The organism is Streptomyces sp. NBC_01476 (assembly GCF_036227265.1).
Lineage (GTDB): Bacteria > Actinomycetota > Actinomycetes > Streptomycetales > Streptomycetaceae > Actinacidiphila.
Genome location: NZ_CP109446.1, coordinates 6451349 through 6474879 on the forward strand (window position 1 = coordinate 6451349; position 23531 = coordinate 6474879).

Annotated in this window: 18 protein-coding genes; 9 read left to right on the forward strand and 9 right to left on the reverse strand. The window is 70.9% G+C overall.

Annotated elements, in window-relative coordinates; genetic code table 11:
- Positions 1–170: 170 nt before the first annotated feature.
- Both OG552_RS28230 and OG552_RS28235 read left to right on the forward strand, forming a co-directional pair.
- Positions 171–4100, forward strand: coding sequence for a Pls/PosA family non-ribosomal peptide synthetase (locus OG552_RS28230; protein ID WP_329137638.1), 3930 nt, complete (start codon positions 171–173; stop codon positions 4098–4100).
- 55 nt (positions 4101–4155) lie between these two features.
- Entirely contained in the window at positions 4156–5505 is a 1350-nt protein-coding gene (locus OG552_RS28235; RefSeq protein ID WP_329137640.1) for a M1 family metallopeptidase, read from the forward strand.
- A gap of 55 nt (positions 5506–5560) precedes the next feature.
- On the opposite strand, the gene OG552_RS28240 is transcribed toward OG552_RS28235, so the two are convergent.
- Genes OG552_RS28240 through OG552_RS28260 form a run of 5 tightly spaced genes read right to left on the reverse strand, consistent with a single transcriptional unit; the run spans position 5561 to position 10851 of the window.
- Positions 5561–6715, reverse strand: a complete 1155-nt coding sequence (locus OG552_RS28240; protein ID WP_329141213.1) for an MFS transporter — start codon at positions 6713–6715, stop codon at positions 5561–5563.
- Positions 6716–6720: 5 nt separating this feature from the next.
- Entirely contained in the window at positions 6721–7308 is a 588-nt protein-coding gene (locus tag OG552_RS28245; protein WP_329137641.1) for a GNAT family N-acetyltransferase, read from the reverse strand.
- Positions 7305–8480, reverse strand: a complete 1176-nt coding sequence (locus OG552_RS28250) for a type III PLP-dependent enzyme (RefSeq protein WP_329137643.1) — start codon at positions 8478–8480, stop codon at positions 7305–7307. Before OG552_RS28250 ends, OG552_RS28245 begins: the two co-directional genes overlap by 4 nt.
- A gap of 11 nt (positions 8481–8491) precedes the next feature.
- Entirely contained in the window at positions 8492–9811 is a 1320-nt protein-coding gene (locus OG552_RS28255; protein WP_329137645.1) for a DUF6271 family protein, read from the reverse strand.
- 2 nt (positions 9812–9813) lie between these two features.
- On the reverse strand, positions 9814–10851 hold the full coding sequence (locus tag OG552_RS28260; RefSeq protein ID WP_443071206.1) for a phytanoyl-CoA dioxygenase family protein: 1038 nt from the start codon (positions 10849–10851) through the stop codon (positions 9814–9816).
- A gap of 632 nt (positions 10852–11483) precedes the next feature.
- On the opposite strand from OG552_RS28260, the gene OG552_RS28265 reads away from it, so the two are divergent.
- On the forward strand, positions 11484–12995 hold the full coding sequence (locus tag OG552_RS28265) for a glycoside hydrolase family 3 protein (RefSeq protein ID WP_329137647.1): 1512 nt from the start codon (positions 11484–11486) through the stop codon (positions 12993–12995).
- Between the two features lie 164 nt (positions 12996–13159).
- On the opposite strand, the gene OG552_RS28270 is transcribed toward OG552_RS28265, so the two are convergent.
- Positions 13160–13828 carry an alpha/beta fold hydrolase gene (locus OG552_RS28270; RefSeq protein ID WP_329137649.1) on the reverse strand — a complete coding sequence of 223 codons (669 nt, stop codon included), beginning with the start codon at positions 13826–13828 and terminating at the stop codon, positions 13160–13162.
- Positions 13829–14097: 269 nt separating this feature from the next.
- Here OG552_RS28270 and OG552_RS28275 point away from each other — a divergent pair, with 269 nt between their 5' ends.
- Entirely contained in the window at positions 14098–14808 is a 711-nt protein-coding gene (locus OG552_RS28275; protein WP_443071207.1) for an AraC family transcriptional regulator, read from the forward strand.
- Here OG552_RS28275 and OG552_RS28280 read toward each other — a convergent pair.
- Positions 14799–15545 (reverse strand): helix-turn-helix transcriptional regulator, encoded by a 747-nt coding sequence (locus OG552_RS28280; protein ID WP_329137653.1) that lies wholly within the window; start codon positions 15543–15545, stop codon positions 14799–14801. The two genes, OG552_RS28275 and OG552_RS28280, sit on opposite strands and share 10 nt — an antisense overlap.
- 431 nt (positions 15546–15976) lie before the next feature.
- Here OG552_RS28280 and OG552_RS28285 point away from each other — a divergent pair, with 431 nt between their 5' ends.
- The 5 genes from OG552_RS28285 (at position 15977) to OG552_RS28305 (ending at position 21043) form a co-directional block, all read left to right on the forward strand.
- Complete coding sequence (locus tag OG552_RS28285; protein ID WP_329137655.1) at positions 15977–16774, forward strand: TIGR03084 family metal-binding protein; 798 nt, start codon at positions 15977–15979, stop codon at positions 16772–16774.
- 163 nt (positions 16775–16937) lie between these two features.
- Positions 16938–18161: an ABC1 kinase family protein gene (locus OG552_RS28290; protein WP_329137657.1), complete on the forward strand. Its 1224-nt coding sequence runs from the start codon at positions 16938–16940 to the stop codon at positions 18159–18161.
- A gap of 159 nt (positions 18162–18320) precedes the next feature.
- Positions 18321–19964, forward strand: a complete 1644-nt coding sequence (locus OG552_RS28295) for an MFS transporter (protein WP_329137659.1) — start codon at positions 18321–18323, stop codon at positions 19962–19964.
- Between the two features lie 66 nt (positions 19965–20030).
- Positions 20031–20324, forward strand: a complete 294-nt coding sequence (locus OG552_RS28300) for a hypothetical protein (protein WP_329137661.1) — start codon at positions 20031–20033, stop codon at positions 20322–20324.
- A complete protein-coding gene (locus OG552_RS28305) occupies positions 20321–21043 on the forward strand; it encodes a maleylpyruvate isomerase family mycothiol-dependent enzyme (protein WP_329137663.1) in 723 nt (240 codons plus the stop codon). The genes OG552_RS28300 and OG552_RS28305 overlap by 4 nt, the downstream gene beginning before the upstream one ends.
- Positions 21044–21153: 110 nt before the next feature.
- Here OG552_RS28305 and OG552_RS28310 read toward each other — a convergent pair whose 3' ends face one another.
- Positions 21154–21966: a helix-turn-helix transcriptional regulator gene (locus OG552_RS28310; protein WP_329137665.1), complete on the reverse strand. Its 813-nt coding sequence runs from the start codon at positions 21964–21966 to the stop codon at positions 21154–21156.
- Between the two features lie 270 nt (positions 21967–22236).
- Positions 22237–23274 carry a carboxymuconolactone decarboxylase gene (locus OG552_RS28315; RefSeq protein WP_329137667.1) on the reverse strand — a complete coding sequence of 346 codons (1038 nt, stop codon included), beginning with the start codon at positions 23272–23274 and terminating at the stop codon, positions 22237–22239.
- Positions 23275–23531: the final 257 nt, after the last annotated feature.

A 23531-nucleotide genomic window follows, 5' to 3' on the forward strand; every position in this document is an offset into this window, starting at 1 on the left:
GGCTCCCCGCGCCACCGGTGGCCGGGCGGCTGCCCGGGGAACGGCCCTTAATATTGGCCGGTTGTCTTGTTTTGGTACGGAGTGCGGCGCCCGTGCGGGCACTTCACCGTCTCCGGAGCCGGCCACCCGCCGGCGGCAGGGAACCGGCGGCAGCCAGGAATGGGGAGCGCATGAACGCGAGCGTGCAGACCGGCACGCTGCCGGACGAGGACCGGCCGCAGGCCGCGGCCGGCGGCGTCGGGCCCGGCACGGACCTGGCCCACTTCGCCGGACGTGCCGCCGCCGCGCCGCGGACGCTGCTGGAGATCCTGGACGCCACCGTGCTCACCCACCCGCACGAGCCGGCCCTGGACGACGGCCGCACCGCGCTCGGCTACCGGGCGCTGGCCGCCGAGGTCGGTGCGCTGAGCCGCCGGCTGTCGTCGGCCGGGATCGGCGCGGGCGACCGGGTCGGCGTCCGGGTGCCGTCGGGCACCAACGACCTCTACATCTGCATCCTGGCGGTGCTCTCGGTGGGCGCCGCCTACGTACCGGTCGACGCCGAGGACCCCGACGAGCGCGCCGACCTCGTCTTCGCGGAGGCCGAGGTCAACGCGGTCCTGGGAGCGGGCCGCGCGCTCACCGTGCGGCACGTCCGCACCCCGCGGACCGCGCCGCGCCGCCCGGTCCCCGCTGACGACGCCTGGATCATCTTCACCTCCGGATCCACCGGCCGGCCCAAGGGCGTCGCGGTCACCCACCGCAACGCGGCGGCCTTCGTCGACGCCGAGGCCGCGCTCTTCCTCCAGGAGGAGCCGATCGGCCCTGGCGACCGGGTGATGGCCGGCCTGTCGGTCGCCTTCGACGCCTCCTGCGAGGAGATGTGGCTCGCCTGGCGGAACGGCGCCTGCCTGGTGCCCGTACCCCGCTCCCAGGTGCGCGAGGGCGCCGACCTGGCGCCCTGGCTCGCCGAGCAGGAGATCACCGTGGTCTCCACCGTGCCGACCCTCGCCGCCCTGTGGCCCGCCGAGGCGCTCAACGAGGTACGCCTGCTGATCTTCGGCGGTGAGGCGTGCCCGCCGGAGCTGGTCGAGCGGCTGGTCACCGAGGGGCGGGAGGTCTGGAACACCTACGGCCCCACCGAGGCGACCGTGGTCGCCTGCGCCGCGCTGCTGACCGGCGAGGGACCGGTCCGTATCGGCCTGCCGCTGGACGGCTGGGAGCTGGCCGTGGTGGACGAGGCCGGCGCGCCCGTCCCGATGGGCGGCAGCGGCCAGCTGATCATCGGCGGCGCCGGCCTGGCCCGCTACCTGGACGCGGCCAAGGACGCCGAGAAGTACGCACCGCTCGACGCGCTCGGCTGGGAGCGCGCCTACCGCAGCGGTGACCTCGTCCAGGCCGAGCCCGACGGGCTGGTCTTCCTCGGCCGCGCCGACGAGCAGGTCAAGCTCGGCGGCCGGCGGATCGAACTCGGCGAGGTGGACGCCGCGCTGCAGGCGCTGCCCGGTGTCGCCGGCGCCGCCGCGGCGGTCAGGACCGCCAAGCGCGGCAACCCGCTCCTGGTCGGCTACGTGGTGACCACCGACGGCTGGGACCGGGAACAGGCGGTCCGGCAGCTGCGGGCCCACCTGCCCGCCGCCCTCGTGCCGTTGATCGCCCCCGTCGACGTCCTGCCGACCCGTACCTCCGGCAAGGTGGACCGCGCCGCGCTGCCCTGGCCGCTGCCCGGCACCGCGGAACCGGCCGCCGGACCCGGCCCGGCCCAGCGGCTGACCGGGACCGAGGCCTGGCTGGCCGAGCAGTGGAGCGAGGTCCTCGGTACGCCCGTCACCGGCGCCCGGGACGACTTCTTCGCCATCGGCGGCAGCAGTCTCGCCGCCGCGCAGCTCACCACGCTGCTGCGCACCCGCTACCCCGCGGTCGCCGTCGTCGACATCTACCAGCAGCCCACCGTCCGCAAGCTCGCCCGGCTGCTCGACGCCTCCGTGCCGGAGGACCGGGCGGCGCGGCCCGTCGCACCCGTCCCGGCACGCGCCAAGCTCCTCCAGCTCCTGCTGCTGCTCCCGCTCTTCACCGTGGCCGGGCTGCGCTGGACGGTCGGACTGCTCGCGCTGGGCAACGTGCTGTCCTGGTCCGGCGGCTACGCCTGGGCGCCGACCGCCTCCTGGTGGCTGGTGGGAGCCGGCGGCGTGCTCCTGTTCAGCCCGCCGGGCCGGCTCGCGCTCGCCGCCGGCGGGGCGCGGCTGCTGCTCCGCGGGGTGCGCCCGGGCCGCTACCCGCGCGGCGGGAGCGTGCATCTGCGGCTGTGGACGGCGGAGCGGCTCGCCGAGGTCACCGGGGCGACCACCCTGTCCGGGGCGTGGCTGATCCGCTACGGCCGCGCGCTGGGCGCCCGTATCGCGCAGGACGTCGACCTGCACTCCCTGCCGCCGGTCACCGGCATGCTCAGGCTCGGCCGGGGCAGCGCGGTCGAGGCCGAAGTGGATCTCTCCGGCTACTGGCTGGACGGCGACCGGCTGGAGATCGGCCCGGTGAAGGTCGGCTCCGGCGCGGTGGTCGGCACCCGCAGCACCCTGCTGCCGGGGGCCCGGGTCGGCAAGCGCGCCCAGGTCGCGGCCGGCTCCAGCGTCACAGGGCAGGTGCCGACCGGCCAGCGCTGGTCCGGCGCCCCCGCGGTGAAGCTGGGCCGGGCCGAGCGGCGCTGGCCCAAGCAGCGCCCCGCCCGCCGGGTGATCTGGGCCGCCGCCTACGGGGCGAGCGGCCTCGGACTGAGCCTGCTCCCGGTGGCCGCCGGCGCCGCCGCGGTGGCCGTCGCGGCCTGCATCGTGCCCTCCGGCGCCGGCCTCGGCGGCGCAGTCCGCGGCGCGCTCGTCGCCCTGGTGCCCGCCACTTTGGCCTTCGGCCTGGCGTACGCGGCCCTGCTCGCCGCCGCCGTCCGGCTGCTGAGCGTGCGGCTGCGCCCCGGCTGGCATCCGCTGCACAGCCGGGTCGGCTGGCAGTCGTGGACGGTGAGCCAGCTGATGGACGCGGCGCGCGAGATCCTCTTCCCGCTCTACGCCGGCCTGATCACCCCCGTCTGGCTCCGGGTGCTCGGTATGAAGGTCGGCAGCCGCGCCGAGGTCTCCACGGTGCTGGCGCTGCCCAGCCTCACCACCGTCGGCGACGGAGCCTTCCTCGCGGACGACGCGCTGGTCGCCCCGTACCAGCTGGGCGGCGGCTGGCTGCGGATCGGGCCGGCCGAGATCGGCGAACGGGCCTTCCTCGGCAACTCCGGCATGACCGCCCCGGGCCGCGCCGTCCCTGACCGCGGCCTGGTCGGAGTCCTCTCGGCCACCCCGAAGAAGGCCAAGGAGGGCCGCTCCTACCTGGGGATGCCGCCGGTCCGGCTGCCCCGCTCGGCCGACGACGGCGACCAGAGCCGTACCTACGAGCCGCCGGCCCGGCTGGTGTGGGCCCGCGCACTGGTCGAGGTGTGCCGGGTGGTGCCGGTGCTGGCCTCCGCCGCACTGGCCGTGGTCACCCTGGCGGCGCTGGTGCGGCTGACCGGCGCCGTGCCGCTCGGCTGGGCGGCGGCGCTGTCGGGCGTCGTGCTGCTGGGCGCGGGGACCGCCGCCGCGCTGGTGTCCGTGGTGGCCAAGTGGCTGCTGGTCGGGCGCTTCCGCGCGGTGGAGCGCCCGCTGTGGAGCGGCTTCGTGTGGCGCAACGAACTCGCCGACACCTTCGTCGAGGTGCTGGCGGTGCCGTGGCTGGTCGGTTCGGTGCCGGGCACCCCGGTGATGAACCTCTGGCTGCGCGGGCTCGGCGCGAAGGTCGGCCGGGGCGTGTGGTGCGAGAGTTACTGGCTGCCCGAGGCCGACCTGGTCACGCTGGGGGCCGGGGTGAGCGTCAACCGGGGCTGTGTCCTGCAGACCCACCTGTTTCACGACCGGATCATGCAGATGGATACGGTGGTCCTCCGCGAGGGTGCGACGCTCGGCCCGGGCGGCATCGTGCTGCCGGGCAGTGAGATCGGCGCCCGCAGCACGCTGGGACCGGCCTCGCTGGTGATGCGCGGGGAGTCCATCCCGCCGGACACCCGGTGGCTGGGCAATCCGGCGGAAGCCTGGCTTGGCGAAGGATGAGGCACGGTTCGGCGGGGCACCGTCCGTCCGCCGACCGCGAGGGAGTTCGGAGACCTTGAGCCACAGGCAGCCGGCGCAGCCCGCCGCGGACCCGTACTTCCCCGCCAGCGGAGACGTCCGCTACCGGGTCCACCGCTACGAACTGGCGCTGGACTACCGGCCCGTGTCGAACCGGCTCAAGGGCACCGCCCGGCTCAGCGCGGTGGCGGGCCAGGACCCGCTGCGGGAGTTCGCCCTCGACCTCGCCCCGGGGTTCCGGCTCGGCGGGGTGCTGGTCGACGGCCGCGACGCGCACTACACCCACCGGGCCGGCAAGCTGCGCGTCCGCCCGGCGAAGGCGCTGGAGCCGGGCGCCGCCTTCACCGCCGAGGTGCGGTACACCGGGAACCCCACGCCGGTCCGCAGCCCCTGGGGCGGCCTGGGCTGGGAGGAGCTGACCGACGGCGCGCTGGTGGCCAGCCAGCCGGTCGGCGCACCGTCGTGGTATCCGTGCAACGACCGACCCGCCGACAAGGCGTCCTACCAGATCTCGGTCACCGCCCCGTCCCCGTACACCGTGGTCGTCAGCGGCCGGCTGCTGGCCAGGACCACCAGGGCGAGCAGCACCACCTGGGTCTACGAGCAGGCGGCGCCCACCTCCAGCTATCTGGTGACCGTCTCCATCGGCCGCTACGAGACGGTGCGGCTCACCGGCCCGGCCGGCGGCTTCGACCCGCGCCGGCCGGTCCCGCAGCGGGCTTACGTGCCGGCCCGGCTGGTCCCCGAGTTCACCGTCGACTTCGGCCGGCAGACCCGGATGATGGACTTCTTCGAGGACGTCTTCGGGGCGTATCCCTTCGAGGAGTACGCCGTGGTGGTCGCCGACGAGGAACTCGACGTCCCGGTCGAGGCGCAGGGGCTGGCCACCTTCGGCACCAACCACCTGGGCGGCAAGCGCCATTCCGAGCGGCTGATCGCCCATGAGCTGGCCCATCAGTGGTTCGGGAACAGCGTCTCGATCGCGGACTGGCGGCACATCTGGCTCAACGAGGGCTTCGCGAAGTACGCGGAGTGGCTCTGGTCGGAGCACTCCGGGGGCCCCACGGCCGCCGCGCACGCCGCCGCCGCGCACGCCCTGCTGGCCCGGCAGCGGCAGGACCTGCGGCTCGACGACCCGGGACGGCGGCTGATGTTCGACGACCGGCTCTACGACCGCGGCGGCCTGACCGTGCACGCCCTGCGCCGCGCGCTCGGCGAGGGCACCTTCTTCCGGATGATCAAGGGCTGGAGCGTGATACACCGCCACGGGGTGGTGACCACCGCGAGCCTGGCCGCGCACGCGCAGCAGTACACCTCCCTGCCGCTCGACGGACTCTTCGCCGCCTGGTGCCGCCGCACCGCGCTGCCGCCGCTGCCACCGGGGTGAACAGGGTGAGCGGGCGCCGAGGGGGAGCGGCCCCTTCGGCACCCGTGGAGCCGGCTCAGCCGGTGGCGGCCGTCCACCGGATGCGGGTGCTGCACACCGAGACCAGGACCGCCGACGCGGCGACCGCGCCCAGGCCCCACACCAGCCCGCTGGCGTTCGCTATGAAGCCGATGACCGGCGGCCCGGCGAGCAGGCCCACCGTGCCCATGGTGGCGACCACGGTCAGCGCGTCCGAGCCGCTCCTGGCCGCCGCCACGTACACGCACGGGGTCACGGCCGCGATCCCGAGGCCGACACAGGCGAAACCGATCAGCGCGGGCACCACACCGCCGCTCAGCAGCGCCAGCGCCAGCCCCGCGCCGGCCAGTGCGCTGCCGGACCGTACGATCCGGCCGTCGCCCCACCGGCTGCGCCAGCCGTCGGCGAAGATCCGGGCCAGCACCATCATCACCGACACGACGGCGATCCCCAGGGGCGCCACCTCCGCCGACGCCTTGGCGACGTCCCTCATGTAGATGGCCGACCAGTCGTTCATGGCGCCCTCGGTCACCGTGCCGAAGACCATCGCGGCGCCCAGCCAGAGCGTCACCCGGGACGGCAGGGTCCACCGGCTACGGCTCTTGTCCTTCTTCTCCACCGCCTGGTCCTGCGTCAGCAGGCCGGGGACGCAGTAGCCGACGAGCAGCAGCAGGAGCGCGGCAGCGACCCCGAAGTGCACGATCACCCGCGAGGTCAGGGTGTTCATCCCGGAGGCCAGCAGCGCCGCGCCCAGCGACCCGCCGCTGAAGGTGGCATGGAGCTTGGCCATGGCGTTGCGCTCGTGGGCGACCTCCAGCGCCGCCCCCTGCGCGTTCATCGCGACGTTCAGGCCCCCCACCAGAGCGCCGTCGCAGAACATGACCAGCAGCGCCACCGGGTAGTTCGGCAGCGCCGACATCGCCAGCAGCAGCAGCGCAAGACCCGCAGCGGAGCCGAGGGCGACCTGCCGGGAGCCCAGCTTGCGCATCAGCGTCGCCACCAGCGGGAAGGCCGACACCGCCCCGATGCCGGTGGCCATCAGCAGCAGGCCGACCTCGGCGGCGGTCAGGCCGAGATGCGACTTGATCGCGGGGAGCCGCGACGCCCACGTGGCGTACTGGAAACCCAGCGAGAAGAACAGGGCACCGATGGCCAGTTGTCCCCGGCGGAAGGGGTCGTGCACGCGCAGCATAGGGTTCATCCCACTTCGTATTCTCGTGATGGTGCTCCGCTCGGCAGAGCGCCGGCCGGTGCCGGGTGTTCGGCTGTGGGGCGTTCGGCCTGTTCCGGTGGCAGGGACATCGACATGTACACAGAACCCGGGCCGTAGCCGGGGGAGTTGACCACCTCGCGCCGGGCGGTGAAACCGATGGCCGCCCAGAAGGTGTGGCTGCCGCCGACCGCGACCAGCGAGATCTGCTCGTACCCCAACTGCCGGGCACCGGCCGTCAGATGACGTACCAGGGCTTTGCCGAGCCCCCTGCCGCGCAGGTCCCGGGCGATGACGAGGTCGTGCAGATGGAGGTTGCGCGAGTGGAAGACGACCTCCTCCCGGCTGGTGAGGGCGGGTGACTCGGACCCGGGATACGGCAGCGCCAGCAGGTAGCCGGCCAGCCGCCGGCCGTGGTCCAGCGCGAAACAGGTCGCGGGGGACGCCCGGACCTTGGCCTCCAGCGCGGGCCGTCCCTCGCAGAGCCCGAGGGCGGTGTAGGCGCCGGCTTCCAGTGCGACGATGGCGTCCCAGTCCTCCTCGGCGATACGGCGGATGCGTACCGGGTGGTTCATCGGCCGCCCGCCCTTCGGACGCAACGGCAGGGAAGGGGGCTGAAGCCGTTGAACCCCTGGGTCATGTAACTGACGGCGTAGGCACCGCTGGAGAGCACCCAGACCGGATCGCCCGACGCGACCGACGCGGGCACCCGCACCAGGCCGTGCGCGCGGGAGTAGGCGTCGTCGCTGTCGCAGGTGGGACCCGCGACGGTGGCCATGACGTACGGGCCGTCGGGCCGGGTGGGGAAGACCAGCCGGTACTGCAACTCGTCCATCTCGTACAGGCCGTTGAACTTGCCGCAGCTCAAGTAGAGCCAGTACTGGGGTTCGCCGTCGGGTGCGTGGCGCCGGGAGAGCCGGGAGACATGGGCCCGCACGGCGCCCTGGTCGGCGATGAGATAGCGGCCCGGTTCCACCACGAAATCCAGTTCGTGCCCGGCCGCGTCCCGGCACTGCTGCATCCCTTCCCGGATCACCGCGAACATCTTGTCCAGCGGCGGGTCGAGCGGCCGGCCCTTCTTGTCGAGATAGCCGAGCGCCGGCAGGCCGCCGCCGAGGTTGACGTACCGCAGCGACATGCCGCGACGGGTCAGGTCGCCCAGTACGTGCACCAGTTGGTCGAAAGCCCGCCGCCAGGCGTCGGCCGTCATCTGCTGGGAGCCGACGTGCACCGACAGGCCGGCCGGGTCGAGGCCGGTCTCCCGCGCCTTCGCCAGCACCGCCGAGGCGTCGTCGGCCGAACACCCGAATTTGTTGCTGAGCCCCCACAGGGCGCCCTGTCCGTCGGTGGCCAGCCGGCAGAAGACCCGGGAACCGGGGGCGTGCACGGCGAGCGCCGCGACGTCCTCCAGGCTGTCGGTGGCGAAATCGCGGATGCCCAGGCGGTAGGCCTCGGCGATGTCCGCGTCGGACTTGATGGTGTTGCCGTAGTGGATGCGGTCGCGTGGGACGCCGGCGTCGATGGCCTGCGAGATCTCCCGCAGGCTGGCCGCGTCGACTCCGCTGCCCTGCTCCGCGAGGCAGGACAGCACCTCGTCCACCGGGCAGGCTTTCATGGCGAAGCGCACCGATACGTCGGGCAGTTCCCGCAGCAGTGATGCGTAGCGTTCTTCGATTCCGGTGAGATCGAAGACGATCTGGTCGTCGGCGGTGGCCGACAGGGCGTCGAACAGAGCGTTCTCGTGCATCATGAAAGGTTTCAGCCGGGCAGCCGCTTGAGCCGGTGGAGGTCGGTGGCTCTGCTCGCCCGGATCATCGCCGACCAGGCTTCGGTGAGCAGGGCGTAGTCCTCGATGTCCCGGCGGGCCTCGTCCAGCAGCCGGGCCCGGCGCTCCGCCAGTGCCGAGGCGAACCGGGCGTATCTGCCGCCGAGTCTGCGGTAGGTCCGGTCCAGGGCGTCCAGTCGCTGCACGTTCTCCGTGACGTCGAGACCGCTGCTCTCCCGCAGCAGTTCGACGATCGCGGGCACCCGTATCCGGTGTTCGCCGTCGAGCAGCGTCTCGCCGGCCTTTTCCATCCGGTCGTAGACATGATTGAGGTAGAGCATCGACAGGAAGAACTTCGCGAACCGCAGGTGATACGCCATGAATCCGGGATCGGTGCGCCGTTCACCGGTGTAGAAATTCACGATGTTCCGGTTGTGCAGGACGCCGGGCAAGGTGGCGTCGTGCACCAGATGGATGAGGAAGTAGTCGCTGCCGATGGTGTCGGTGGCCGGCATCAGCGGCACCTGTTCCTGCACCCCGGAAAAGGCGATGTTGCACATGTCCACCCGCATGGGATCGACCAGAGTGAGTGTCGCACGGTCGCGGGTGAACATTTCGGTGCCGGCGCCGCGGAAGGAGTCGTCGACAAACCGGCGTTTCTCCTCCTGCGGCCAGTGGAAAGGAGCCCACAGGCCGACCACTTCGTAATACACCTCGGGGTCGAGCCGGTACATCTCGTCGATGTCCACGGACATCTCGCCGACGAAGGAACTGCCCACCATGGAAACGGGCTTGTCCCGGTGCCGGGCGTCGAGATCGGTTCCGGTCACCGAACTCGCCGCGTCCGCCGCGCGCTTTCCGAGCGAGCGGAGTTCATGGTGGATCGGAAAGACCGGCACCCCGTCGAGTTCCTGATAACGGCTGTCGGAATCCCGGCGGTGCACCGACGCGCAGCCGAGTGCGGCGGCGATCAGGAATGCCCGGTTGGTGCAGGCGCCGTAGGACAGTGCGGCCGGGAGCATGAGATCGAGGAGCAGTTCCGGCTTGTCCAGGCCGGCGGCGCCGATCACCTGCCGCAGGAATTCGCGCTGCGCGGCTTCGTCGAGATGGTGGGTGACGACTCCCGGCGTTGCCGGCAGGCCGCCGACGACCGCCGCGTGCCGGGTGAAGGAAGCCCGGTCGCAGGAGTCCAGGACCAGCAGGTGGACCTCGACGTCGAAGTTCTCGGCGGCGTACGCCGCCTCCTGGTGAACGGCGGAGATCGCCGCGGCGCACGGCCTGTTGGTGGGAAGGGCCAGACAGATTCGGCGCATGGCTACTCTCCGGTCACCTGGTCAGGGTTCCGCGGGTGCCAGGAGTCGAGACCGAGCAGCTTGGCGCCCAGCTCGGTCAGCTCGGCGGGGCCGTACCGCAGGGACTCGTGCTTGGTGGCGTCGCCGACCAGCGTCGTGTTCCACTCCGGGGTGCTGAGTGTCCGCCAGGACTCGACGCGGGAGCGCCGCAGTTCCCGGTGCGACTCCAACGCGGGCATCATCGACAGGTACTGGGCGGCCCGCACCCCGTCGGCCGAGGTGTTCGGCGCCACGCCGTGTGCCAGCTGGCCGTTCCAGATCAGCAGGTCCCCGGCCTTCAGCTCCGGCCGGATGACCGGGAATTCGGCCTGGTCGACGCTGGGGCGGATCGGGTCACGGTCGGCCGGCTGGAGCGGCTTCCACTCGTCGAACCGGCGGAACAGCTCGGGCGAGCACTGGAATCCGCCGCGGTCCGGTGCGGTGTCGTTGAGCGCGATGATGCCCTGGACGCGCTGCGGGAGATCGTCGAGCGAAGTGTCGATGTCCCAGTGCAGCCTGATGTCGAAGCCGCGCTCGGTGGGCGCGATGAGCGCGCGGTCCCGGTTCTTGATGTTCGGCGGGTTGAGGTTGAGCCGGTCCTGGGTGACCCACAGCTCCTCGCAGTCCCAGACGTCGACGAACGCGTCGTACACCCGCTGGGTCTGGCGGCTGTTCCAGATGAGCTGGTGGTGGTACGCCTCGACGAAGCCGTAGATGTGCAGTTCGCGGTCCAGGTCCGAGCGGAATTCCCGGTCGTCGTACCAGGTTTCCGGCCGGTCGGGGTCGAGGCCCTGGAAGTCCCAGGTGAATGCGAGGAGTTCCGCGGCGGCTTCGGTGGTGATCGCCTGCTTCACCACCACATAGCCATAGGTCTGCCAGAAATCGAAGTCGGCCTCGGACAGGACACGCAGCTTCTGGGTCTTCCGCAGGCTCCGCAGTGGGGTCTGCGCGATATAGGTGTCGCCGTCCGAGCTGAAGTACGGGAGTTCACAGGAGGCTCGGTAAGGGCGGTTGGGCGCCAGCAAAACATCGCTCCAGGGTTCGGATGTTCTTGAGCGGTCACCGCGGGTCTGGCCCTCGGTGCGCGAGAAATCACGCACGGCAATGGGTGGCGCGGCCATGACGAACGGAAAGCCTGGTGGTGGGGCTCGCAGATCCCGGCCGGTCATGCCTATGGGTTCCCTGTGGGCTCCGTCAGCGGGCTTCCTCGTCCGCCCTCGGCGTCACGCCGCGGTTGTCGCTGCTGAACTCGCGTCTTCCTAAAATGGATTAGACCATCTGCCGCTGTCAAACGGTGAGTTGGGCCTGTGTGGTTCCCAACTCGGCTCCGTGGCTCTTTGGTTCACATAGTGTCAGCAATGAGGCGCTTACGGCGGAAGGAGTATTTTCAGCGCTTTTGATGGCTCCGGCACATGGGCCCGGGGCGATACGGCGGATTTCGTTGCCGTATGCAGTCTTATCCCTACCGCGGGTGACTTCCCGTCATTAGTAGCGGGTGAAGGGGTGTGTACGCAACGCGGCCGGTACGTACCGCACCGGAGTCGGCCGGGCTCACCCTTGACACCTCTGAGCGGGCTGAGCGAGTATCCGTTGGTCTGTACCAATGATCGCCGGGCGCGGTCAGTGCGTTGGCTCTACGTGGAAGGCCCAGTTGATGTCCGCCAGCAAGCAAAGCAAGGAGCTGCGACGACTCGCACTCTCCGTCCTGCAACCCGGGTTCGTGGGGACGCAGGCGCCGGACTGGGTACTGCGGGCGATCAATGACGGCCTGTCATCCGTGGTGCTCTTCGCCCGCAACATCGTCTCGCCCGAGCAGGTCGCCCTGCTGACCGCCCGACTGCGTGCCGAGAACCCCTCGCTGATCATCGCCATCGACGAGGAGGCGGGCGATGTCACCCGGATCGAGTCCTCCACCGGCTCCACCCGGCCCGGCAACTTCGCCCTCGGCGCCGTCGACGACCTCGACCTGACCGAGGCGGTCGCCCGCGACCTCGGCGGGCAGCTGCACGCGGTCGGGGTCAGCCTCAACTACGCGCCCAGCGTCGACGTCAACTCCAACCCCGACAACCCGATCATCGGCGTCCGGTCCTTCGGCGTCGACCCCGGACGCGTGGCACGGCACGCCGCCGCCTGGATCAGGGGACTCCAGTCGGCGGGGGTGGCCGCCTGCGCCAAGCACTTCCCCGGGCACGGCGATGTCGCCGTCGACTCCCACCACGGACTGCCCAGCTACGACGCCGGCCTGGAGACCATCGCCACCCAGGCGCTGCCGCCCTTCCGGGCGGCGCTGGAGGCCGGCGTGCGCGCGGTGATGAGCGGCCACCTGCTGGTACCGGCCTACGACCCGCAACTGCCCGCCACCCTCAGCAGCCGTATCCTCGGCGACCTGCTCCGCAAGGAACTCGGCTTCGACGGCCTGATCGTCACCGACGCGATCGAGATGGGCGCCGTCACCGACGCCTACGGCATCGAGGGCGCCACGGTCAAGGCCGTCGTGGCCGGCGCCGACGCGGTCTGCGTCGGCGGCGAGAACGCCGGCGAAGGGGTGCCCGACCAGCTGGCCGGCGCGCTCGTCGCCGCCGTGGAGTCCGGTGAACTCACCGAAGCCCGGCTGACCGAGGCATCCCGCCAGGTCCAGGAGTTCGCCGACTGGTCGGCCGGCCGCGCCCGGTCCCTGCCGGTCAACCCGATCAGCGGAGACATCGGCTTCGTCGCCGCCCGGCGCGCCATCCGCTGCAGCGGCTCGGTGGACGACGTGCTGCCGCTGACCGCACCGCCGCACGTGGTCGAGCTGGTGCCGGCCACCAACCTGGCCATCGGCAAGGAGACCCCGTGGGGTGTCGCGGTGCCGTTGCGCGAGCGGCTGCCCGGAACCACCTTTGTCCGGGTCCACCACCAGCAGCTCGCCGCCCGCCCGGCCATTCTTGAGGAGTACGCACTGGCGCCCGCCACCGGGCGCCCGCTGGTCGTCGTCGTCCGGGACGCGTCCCGGAACACCTGGATGGGCCAGGCGCTCGCGGAACTCGCCAGGCGGCGGCCGGACGCGATCGTGGTGGAGATGGGCCTGCCCGGCGACTCCGGTGCGGGCGCGGTGCGGATCTTCACCCACGGCGCGACCGCCGCCTCCGGTGTCGCCGCCGCGGAAGTCCTCGTCGGAGCACGGTAGTCCCTACGGCTCCGGCGGTGCGGGGGAGTACGCCGGGACGGAGCACTCCGTCCCGGCGTACGGTTCGCGCTGCCCGCCGAGCCACCTGCCCGGACGCACCGGGTAGGCCGGACGCACCGGATAGGCCGGACGGACTGGACGGGCCGGACGGACTGGGCGGCGCGTTACCCGTCGAGCAGCAGTGCGGCGACCGCCTCGGGGGCCTCGTGCATCGCGTCGTGCCCGGTGGGGAGGTCGTGGACCCGCCACGCGGGATCGGCCTGCAGCCGGCTGCGGAGTCCGGCGAACGGCGTCCGGTCCTCCCACCCCGAGCAGTAGACGAACTCCCGGCGGGGGACCTGGGCGAGCGCGCCGGTGAGCCGGACCGTCTGCAGGAACGAGGCGAGAGGATGGGGACGGCGGCGGGGATCGCCGCCGGCCGGCGGCCGGACGGCGTAGCCGCTGCCCGCGGCGCCGGCCGCGAACACAGCCCGGAAGTGCTCGTTCGTCGACGACCAGCACGATTCGCCGCCGCGCGGCACGTAGGCGTCGAGATGCACCAGTCGTGAGATCCGGCCGCCGGCGCGGTCGGCGGCGGCGGCGATCACCATCCCGGCATAGCTGTGGCCGACCAGCGTCGCGCCGGTGATGCGGTGGCGGTCGAGGTGCCGCAGCACGTCGTCGGCGTGCGTGTCGAGGTTGGCGGTCGCGACCGTCGCGTTGTCGTCGTCCGGCCGCAGACCGGTCAGGGTCAGGGCGTGAACGGTGTGACCGGCACGCTCCAGCAGCGGAACCACCGCCTCGAACGACCAGGAACCCTTCCAGGCGCCGGGCACCAGGACGAACGTCGTCATGCGTTTCTCCTTCTGTCTCAAGCCCGCGGCCTGTCTCAAGCCCGCGGCATCGAGGCACGCCGCCTCGATGCCCTGTGGTCCGGCCGGGCTCCGCGCGGCTGGCAACCACCGCTCATGCAGGCAGTTTCGCCGGATCAACGCGTGGCGTGCTACCGCTACGATGCCAATTGATGCCTGTTCACCGCCAACCTCGTCCGGCCGCCGGGGCGACGTCGCACATCTGGCCCTCCGGCGGGCGCCACCTGTGGCCGTCCGGCGGAACGAGCGCCGTGCAGTCGCACACCCGGGGGCACTTGGTGTACGCGGCCGGTGGTGTCCTGGCGGTTCACACCGAGCGCGGCACGTCGATCGTTCCCGCCAACCGGGTCGCCTGGACCCCCGCCGGGTTCACCCACTACCACCGCGCCCACGGCGACACCGATATGCGGATCGTCTTTCTCACGCCGTCCCTGGCCCGGCTCGTCCCTGAGCACCCCGCCGTGTTCCTGGCCTCCGGCCTTGCCCGCGAGGTCCTGCTCGCCCTGACCGGCCCCCGCAACTACGACCCCGCCGTGCCCGACTACAGCCGCTCCGCGCGCTCCCGCCTCCTTCATGTCCTCGTCGAGGAACTCCGCGAAGCCCCCGAACAGCCGCTGCACCTGCCCGAACCACGGGACGACCGGCTGCGGGCCATTGCCCGGATGCTGTACGAGTCGCCTGGGGACAACGCCACGCTGGCCGAACTCGGGAAGACGATCGGAGCAGGCACCCGTACCCTCAGCCGGCTGTTCCGTGACGAACTCGGCATGACCTTCTACGAGTGGCGCACGCAGCTGCGCGTCCACCACGCGCTGGTGCTCCTCGCCGAGGGCCACGACACCACCCGCACCGCCTCGGCCTGCGGATGGTCCAACCCCAGCAGCTTCATCGCGGCGTTCACCGGCATCATCGGAACGACCCCGGGCCGCTACCGGACCGGCCACCGGACCATTCACCCATGACGCGGCGGGACTCGACGCGGCCAAGGCGGAGCGGGGGCCGAGGCACTGCGGGTGCCGTCGAGTTCGGGTAAGGCCAGAAGGACCGGCAGATCGATGCTTGTGACCGTCCGCAATTGCACGTCCGCGCGGTACATGCGACCGCCGCGGGCTCGGATCGCCGAGCCGGAACCGATCAGGCGCGGGAGCCGGATATGCGGTACCGGTTCGGCGTCGTGCGGTGCCACCGCCGCCGCCCGGATGAACCACAGCCCGTCGGTCACGTGAAGCCGGAACGGGCGTGGCTCGTCCAGGATGTCGCAGGACTGCGGGAAGCCGGCCAGGACCGGGGTGTTGAACGCCCCCACGTACACCCGGACCGGGCCGGCGTCGGGCGGGAATTGCAGGTGTCCGGTCACCGTCGAGGTCGCATGGTCGAGGTGCGGGGTCGGCAGGATCAGTGGCGGCAGGCCGCACCGGGCCAGGAACCGGTACCGGGCAGGCGAGATACCCACACTCTGGGTGAAGCGGCTGGTGAACGTGCCCAGACTGTTGTAGCCCACCCGGTAGGTTATGTCGGTGACGCTCGCTCTGGTTTCGAGCAAATGCTGTTTACCCATGAACAGCCGGATCGCGGCAAGGAACCGGCCCGGCGACGTTCCGGTGACCTGGGTGAAAGTCCGCGCATAGTGGAATTTGCTGAAGTACGCGGCCTCCGCTAACTGCTCCAGTGAAAGCGGCTCGGCGTGGTTGTTCCACATCGTGCTGATGCTGCGCTCTATCGCTACCTCTGCTGCTCTGCGCATCCGTATCCCCCGATTGTGGAATTTGAGATTGCGTGTGCGTGCGCGCGGAAGTGCGGAATCCCGCTCGGAATGAGTGGGTGTCGCCGATCGGATCGATGCGGTGAGCGGTTCTCCCTCGGTCTGCTGCGGTATTGCCTCTGAGGGGCAGGGGGCCGACCGTGGGCTGCCGGAGAGCATCGTGCGGATTGACCGGTGGCTCGCTCACGTGCTAAGACGCCTCCCCGTGGCCGTCGGCATCGGTCGTGCGGTCGAAACATGCCCCATGTTCGGGTCGGGCGGCAAGAGCACGTATGGAGAAGTGCCGCCGGTGTCCCCTCCCGACAATGGACGGGACGGTCACAGGATCGCCTTTTGTATACTCTGCCCGCGCCGAAAGGATTTTCCACGTGACGGCATTGCATGACGTATACGCCGACTTGGTTGCAGAGGGCATCGAACTCGGTGAAATCGTTGCAGATCTGCCCCGTCGTGAGTGGGATACGGCAACTCCGGCTCCCCGGTGGACCGTCCGGCACCAGGTGGCACACCTGACCCACGTGGCACATCTATTGGTGCTCGCGACGGGAGATCCGGACGCCTTCGCGGCCGGGACTGCTGCGGCCCGCGAAAACTTTCAGGCCGGTATGGACGCCCGGCTCGCTGAGTACGCCGCCGTGCCGGTCCCGGAACTGCTGCGCCGCTGGGGCGAGGAACGCGCCGCCGCCGAGAAGGCGTTGGCCGCGCTGCCCCGGCGTGAACCGGTGCCATGGCTCGGCGGTCCGCTGCCGGCCAGTGTGCTCGCTGCCGTCGCTCTGATGGAACTGTTCGCACACGGCCAGGACATCCGCGACGGCCTCGGCCGTACCCGGGTCCTCACCGACCGCATAGGCCACATCGTCTTTCTCGGCACCCGAACCCGGAACCTGGCCTATCACGCCCGCGGCCAGCAGCCGCCTGCCGAGCCATTCCGGTTCGAACTCACCTCCCCATCAGGCGAGTTGTGGGCTTTCGGCCCGCCGGAGGCCGACCAGTGGATCACCGGTCCGGCTGCCGACTTCTGCTTGCTCGTCACCCGCCGCAGGCACCGCGACGACCTCGCGTTGAAGGCCGGCGGTACGGACGCGGACCACTGGCTGGACATCGCTCAGACCTATATCGGGCCGCCCGGCGAGGGCCGCGCCCCCATTGGGCAATATCGCGTATAGATCACGCGTCCGGGGACTGGTTTCCTCGCTGACGGGCCGTCTTCGGTCCGCCCGACGAGAGGGATCTGGGGGTGCCATGCGAAAGCAAGGGACTGGTTGGTGGCTACTGCCGAAGAGGGCCTGCACCACTGCCCTGATCGTCACGGTGCACGTGTTCGCTGCCTTGCCGCATGCTGTGACCCGCGGCGGCCGGGCGCGTCTCGCGGGCCGGGCGCCACGACTGCTGACCGCACTGGGCCCGTTCTTCGTCAAGGCCGGGCAACTGCTCAGCACTCGCCGTGATCTGGTTCCCGAGCACTGGTGCGACGCGCTTGGCGAACTGGCCGACGAGGTACGGCCGCCCGGCCGTGCCGCGGTGGCCAGGACCCTGGCGGAAGCCGGATTCGCCGATGCCTTCGCCGAGTTCGACTGGGAGCCTGTGGCCTGCGGCAGCATCGCCAGCGTGCACCGCGCCCGCCTCGCCGACGGCACCGAGGTCGCGGTCAAGGTGCAGCGGCACGGCATCCGCCCGGTGCTGGAGGCCGATCTGCGGCTGGCGCTGCTCGGCGTACGGGCCGGACGGGTGATGCCGGGCATGCGGGACCTGCCCGCCGAGGAGATGATCGGCCAGCTCGGCGGCGCCGTCCTGCACCAGCTCGACTTCACCGCTGAGCGGGACTCGCTGGTCGCGCTGCGCGCCAACTTCTCCGACCACACCGAACTGCGCATCCCGGCGCCGGTGGACGGCCTGTGCGGGCCGACCGTGCTCACCATGGAGTTCGTCCGGGACCTCGGCCGGTTCCGGCCGCTGGGCATGACCATGGCCCGTCGCCAGGAGGTGGTCCGCGACGTGCTCAAGGCGGTCTACCGGATGCTCTTCGTCGACGGCGTGGTGCACTGCGACCTCCATCCGGGGAACCTCTGCCTGGACGGCGAGGGACGGGTGGTGGTGCTCGACGCGGGCTTCGTGGTGAAACTGCCCGACGCGGTGCGGCGCTCGTTCGCCGGCTTCTTCCTCAACATGGCCCAGGGCAACGGACCGCGGTGTGCGGACATCGTGCTGGACAGCGCCGCGCGTCTGCCCGGCGACCTGGACCGGGAGGGTTTCCGCACGGCGGTGACGGAGCTGGTGGACGAGGTGGCCGGCGCGTTGTCGAAGGACTTCGACCTCGGGGCGTTCGCACCGCGGCTGTTCAAGCTGCAACGGGACTTCGGAGTGTTCGCCGCCGCCGAGTTCGCCTTTCCGCTGCTGTCACTGCTGGTACTGGAGGGAATGATCAAGGAGTTCGACTCCGAGGTCGACTTCCAGGCCGAGGCGGTCCCCGTGCTCATGGCCTCCTTCGCCAAGGACGTCCAGGTGGATGCCGAGCGCCGCGCGAGGGCCGAGTCCGGTGAGCAGGCCGCTTAACGGCCTCCCCGTCCACCCGTACCGCCGGCGCCCGCACTGCCCCGCACTGCCCGCACTGCCCCGTTCGTATCCGCACGTATCCGCCCGCGTTCGTACCGCCCGGTGCGCCGCTCCGGCACGCGCAGAAGCCGGATCCGCCCTGTACAGGAGGAGCCAGATATGTCCGTTGACGACACGACCGGTACCGGCGGTGACCGCAAGGCCGGGAGCGGCTTCACGCACCCGGTCGCGTTCTGGACCGGTGCGCTGGCCAGCACGGTCGGCGTGATCCTGCACCTGCCGATGTACATCGGCGCCCGTGACATGGGCTACCACATGCACGGGATGGCCCCCGACCGCACCATGATCACCGGCATGGTCCTGATCGTCGTCGGTCTGGGCCTGAGCCTTTACGGGGTGATGCCCCGCTACAGCGCTGTGATCAGTCGTAACGCCCATCGGATCCGGGTCCGGGTGCTGGACGACGCCCCGATCAGCGGTCCGCACGTCGCGCTGATCCTCGCCATGGCTCTGGCCGTCACCATCGACGTGATGAAGCCGACCGCGCTGTCCTTCGTCGCCCCCGGCATGGCCGCGGAATACGGATTGCGCTCGCCCGCCAACCCGCACGGCCACATCCCCGTCTCCTGGCTGCCGCTGGTCGGCATCACCGGCACCGTGCTCGGCTCGTTCATCTGGGGCTGGCTCGGCGACCGGATCGGCCGGCGGGCGTCCATCGTCATGGCCGGCATGCTCTTCGTCACCACCTCCATCTGCGGCACCATGCCTGGCTTCTCGTGGAATCTGCTGATGTGCCTGCTGATGGGCATCAGCGCCGGCGGCATGCTGCCGATCGCCTTCACCCTGCTCGCCGAGACCATCCCGTCCAGACACCGCGGGTGGCTGATGGTGCTCATCGGCGGCGACATCGCGGGTGCGTATGTCATCACCAGCTGGCTGGCCGGGTGGCTGACGCCCACCTACAGCTGGCGCATCCTGTGGCTGATCGGGTTGCCGACCGGACTGGTGTTCATCGCCCTCAACCGGTGGATTCCCGAGTCGCCGCGCTTCCTGCTGGCCGCCGGCCGGCAGGAGGAGGCCGAGCAGGTGATGGCCCGCTTCGGGGCCGTGGCCGAGGAACTGGCCCCGGACGAGGCCGAGCTGAGCCGCGAGGTCGAGCGCAGCGATGTGTTCCTGCTGTTCCGCCGCCCGCTGTTCGGCCCGACCGCCGCCATCACGGTGCTCGGCATCGGAATCGGCCTGATGACCTACGGCTTCCAGCTCTGGGTCCCCACCAACCTCCAGCAGCTCGGCTACTCCGCCGTCAACTCCGACTATGTCGTCCGCAACGCGGCGCTGATCGGCCTTCCGCTGACCGTGCTCACCGCCTGGATGTACGGCGTGTGGGGCAGCCGCAGGACGATCGTCACGGTCAGCGCGGTCACCGGCTTGACCTTGCTCGGCTTTGTCATCGCCGGCGACCAACTCGCCCACGATCAGACACTGTTGTCGCTGCTCCTGGTGGTGCCGCTGTCCGGGGTGAGCTCGGTGGTCGCGGTCGTGGTCAGTTATGCGGCCGAGGTCTATCCGACTCTGGTGCGGTCACGCGCCACCGGTTTCGCCGCCGGAATGACCAAGGCGGGCGGCGTGCTGATCCTCGCCCTCACCGTGGCCGCTGCGACCGTGCCTTCGCTGGCCACCACCGCGCTGCTGGGCGCGGTACCGCTGTTGCTGGCCGCGGTCGCCTTTCTGTGGATCGGTCCCGAGACCAGGGGCCGCAGGCTGGAGGACATCACCGAACAGTTGCTCCCGGACCGGCTGTGAACACCCGTGCCCCGGCCGCACGGCCGTAGCGGCAGGCAGCGCAACGGACGAAAGGCGAGGAACGAGATGCTGATCTGTCTGACGGGAGGCACCGGCTTCCTCGGCTCGCACACGGTCGCCGCGCCGGCGGTCGGTGACGCCGGCGCGGTGATCCATCCGGCGGGGGTGCCGTACGTGGCCGGCAAGGCGGCGTGCGAGACGGCCGCCCGCCGGTTCCAGGAGGACGGGGCCCCGGTCCGCACTGACACGGTGCGACGGTGGTGGCCGTGGCACATACCCGCTGAGTACGGTGCCGTCTACACCTGCGTACACGCCGTGCCGGTGTCCGCCGGCGCCCCGGCCGGCCGGAGCGGGTCGTGACGGCGGCGCGGGACCCCGGGACGGTGATCGGCACGGAGCATGAGCCCGCCGAGCAGCATCTGGCCTACCGGCGCACCCGGCAGAACATCACCGCACTCGTCGCAGGGAAACCTGACGTGGACGCCGCCGGGGTGCCCGCATGTCCCGAGTGGAACGTACGGGATCTGGTCGGGCACCTGGTGCACATCTGCGAGTCGTTCGTGGCTCTGGAGGAGAGCCAGATAGACCTGCGCCCGTCGGAGGGAGTCGGACTGGACCGTCTGCTCGACCGGTGGGCCGCGCTGGACGGTCCGCTGCGTGAAGCGCTGGTCCGCACCCCTGAACTGCGCCGGCGCATCCTGCTGCTCGACGTGTTCTCGCACGAGGTCGACCTGCGGGTCTGCCTCGGCGTGCCCGTCGCGCCGGCCGGGCACCCGGCGTTCGCCGGCGCGTTGGACCTGGCCACCATGGGCTTCGGCCTCGCGGTGCACGGCAACGAACTGCCGGCCATGAGGATTCGCACCCCGGAGCGGGACTGGGTGGTGGGGGAGGGACCTCCCACCACCACCGTGCGCGGCTCCGGCTTCGATGTGTTCCGCTCACTGACCGGCCGCCGCACCTGGCGCCAGATCGAGCGCCTGCGCTGGTCCGGGCAGTCGTCGGCGACATGGATGAGAGCCTTCACCTGGGGGCCGTTCACGCCGCCCGCAGCGGAAGTGGATCCGGTCCACGGCACCTGACGGCGGGAACGGCGACAGGTGAAGGGGCGGGACCGTGCAGCGGTCCCGCCCCTGGTGCCGGGCGGACCTGCGTTCTCGCATGACGAAATCGGGCCGCCGGCACCCGTTCGTCATGAACCCGTTCGATGCGTATCGGCGAGAGCCGGCAGCCGGAGGGGAGAGCTGCCCGGGTCCGGAGGCCGGCACGAGTCCAGCTCCGGCAGCGCCAGGAGGATCGGCAGGTCCAGCGAGGTCAGCGGACGCGCCTCCAGGCCCACCCGCGTTTCCTGGCCCCGGCGCACACACAGTTCCTCACTGGAGGCCACCAGCAGCGGGCGCCGCTCCCAGGGCGGTGCCGGAAAGTCGCTGAGGGCCACCACAGCTGCCCGGACGTACCAGACGCCCTCCGACACGCGGAGCGCGAAGGGCCCGGATCCGTCCAGGATCTCGCAGGCGATCGGGCGACCCTGCACGAGGGGCTCCCGGAACGCGCCCACATAGATCCGTACCGGCTGTCCCGTGTCCGGCGTGTTGATGAACCCGTCGATGACGCAGCCGCACTCGTCGCTCTCTCTGGCCGGCTGCGGTGCCGGGCCAGGTTGGTAGCCCGGCCCGGGCAGCCCCGCTCTGGCCAGCGCCCGATAACGGGCCGGTGAATGGCTCACGCTGCGGGTGAAACGGCTGGTGAAAGTCCCCAGGCTGTTGTAGCCGACGCGATAGGAGATCTCGGTGACGCTGAGATCGGTCTCCAGCAGCATGGCCTTTGCCTGGTGCAGTCGGACTGCGGACAAGAAGCGCCCCGGAGAGGTCCCGGTGAGATCGCGGAACACCCGGGAGAAATAGAACTTGCTGAGGATCGCCGTGTTGGCGATCTCATCGAGCGAAAGTGGTTCCTCGTAGCGCTCCCACATCGTTGCGATGGCGCGTTCGACAGCGGTCTGCATGGCATCTCCCTGAGCTCGTCAACGAAACGAATGCATACTGACGGAACCGGCCGGGCACCACGGACAACGGGTCGGCCGATGCGGTATTGCGCGTTCGAAAGCGATGTACTGGCGTACCTTGGTCCCTCGGCAGGCGAATCCACCGACCGCTGAATGCGCCTGCCCGGAAATCGGCACGCGGGAGCCGCACTCCAGACGGAAGCCGGCGGGACGCCGCCGCAAAATAACAGGGTGGTGGAACGGAGGCTGTCGGCCGAGGAGGCCGGATATTCAGCTGTCGCCGATAAGCTGGCGGCTACGGCGCCGGGCCGCCTGCAGACTCGCCCACGACGTGATCGCCAGCATTTCCCGATCGCTCGCACCGTCCTGCCTGAAGGTGGCGACGATCTTCTCGTCCACCCGGTAGGAGGCCAGGGCGGTGAGCAGTGCGAGCTTGCCCGCCGCGCGTTCAGCCGGCGGCAGTTCGCGCAGCGGGGCGTCGAGCCAGGCCCGGCCGAGGCCGGGATCATGGCCGTCCCACCGGTCCAGTTCGCCGTTCAGCAGGACTCGGATCTGTTCCGGCACCAGATCCTCGGCCACGGCTTCGATGGCCGCCGTGCTCCGTGCCAGGGCCCCGGCGATTCCCGGGTCGGCCGAGGCCCAGGCCAGGTCCCGCGGCAGTGGCGCGTCCGGCAGCAGCGACAGCGAAGCGCCCGGCCGTGTTCTCCCACGCGCCGAGCCGCGCATCAGCCCGGTCAGTATCCGCAGCACCGGACCGAGGGCGCGGACCGGGGCGTGCGGGGGCAGCGGCCGGGAGACCAGGAAAATGTTGACCATACGGTTCAGGTACTGCAGGCAGAGCGCGGTGCCGGCCAGTTCGGGCAGCGCATCGGGCGCGAACGGCTGCTTGCCAGCCGAGGTGATCCATGCCGTCAGCTGGTCCGTCGTCGGCCCTGACCGGCCGCCCGGCCCGGAGGCGAGCGGCCGGGCGGTCAGGGAGTCGAGCATCGTGGTGTGCATGGTGGTGCAGAACGGACACTGATTGCTCACCGAGACGGCGGATGCCACCGCCTCCTTCGCCGTCCGTGGTGCCCGGCTGCTGACGAGCATGGTCTCGCGCAGCATCACCCACGCCGCGGCGAGCAGCTCCGGCACGGGTGCGTGCAGGGCGACCGGCGGCGCCAGCACCCCGAAGTCCCGTTCCAGTTCCCGGTAGACCCGTGCCGTGTCGCCGGTGGCCTCGCCGAACGGCACGGTGGCAACGTACCGGACCTGTTGCAGCGAGAGTCCCCTGAGCGGTGCCTGGACGAGCAGCCTCCTGTCGGTCATGAGCCCGCTCCGGGAACCGGGCCCGCGGAACTTGCTTGCGTTCTTTCCTTGTTGCCTTCCGGCATCCGTGGCCGTCCCCTCGGCTCTTGGGCGATATCCGGTCGACGCGTCACCCGATCGTCGCACCCGTGGCGGGTCATTCTTTCTTCATCCTTGCGGTTCGAGAATTGGGTCTATTCGGACGTGAGGTGTTGGTGTGACGGAAGGGATCACACGCGTCACTTTTTATTCCTTCCGACTCCTCCGTTTTTCTTCCC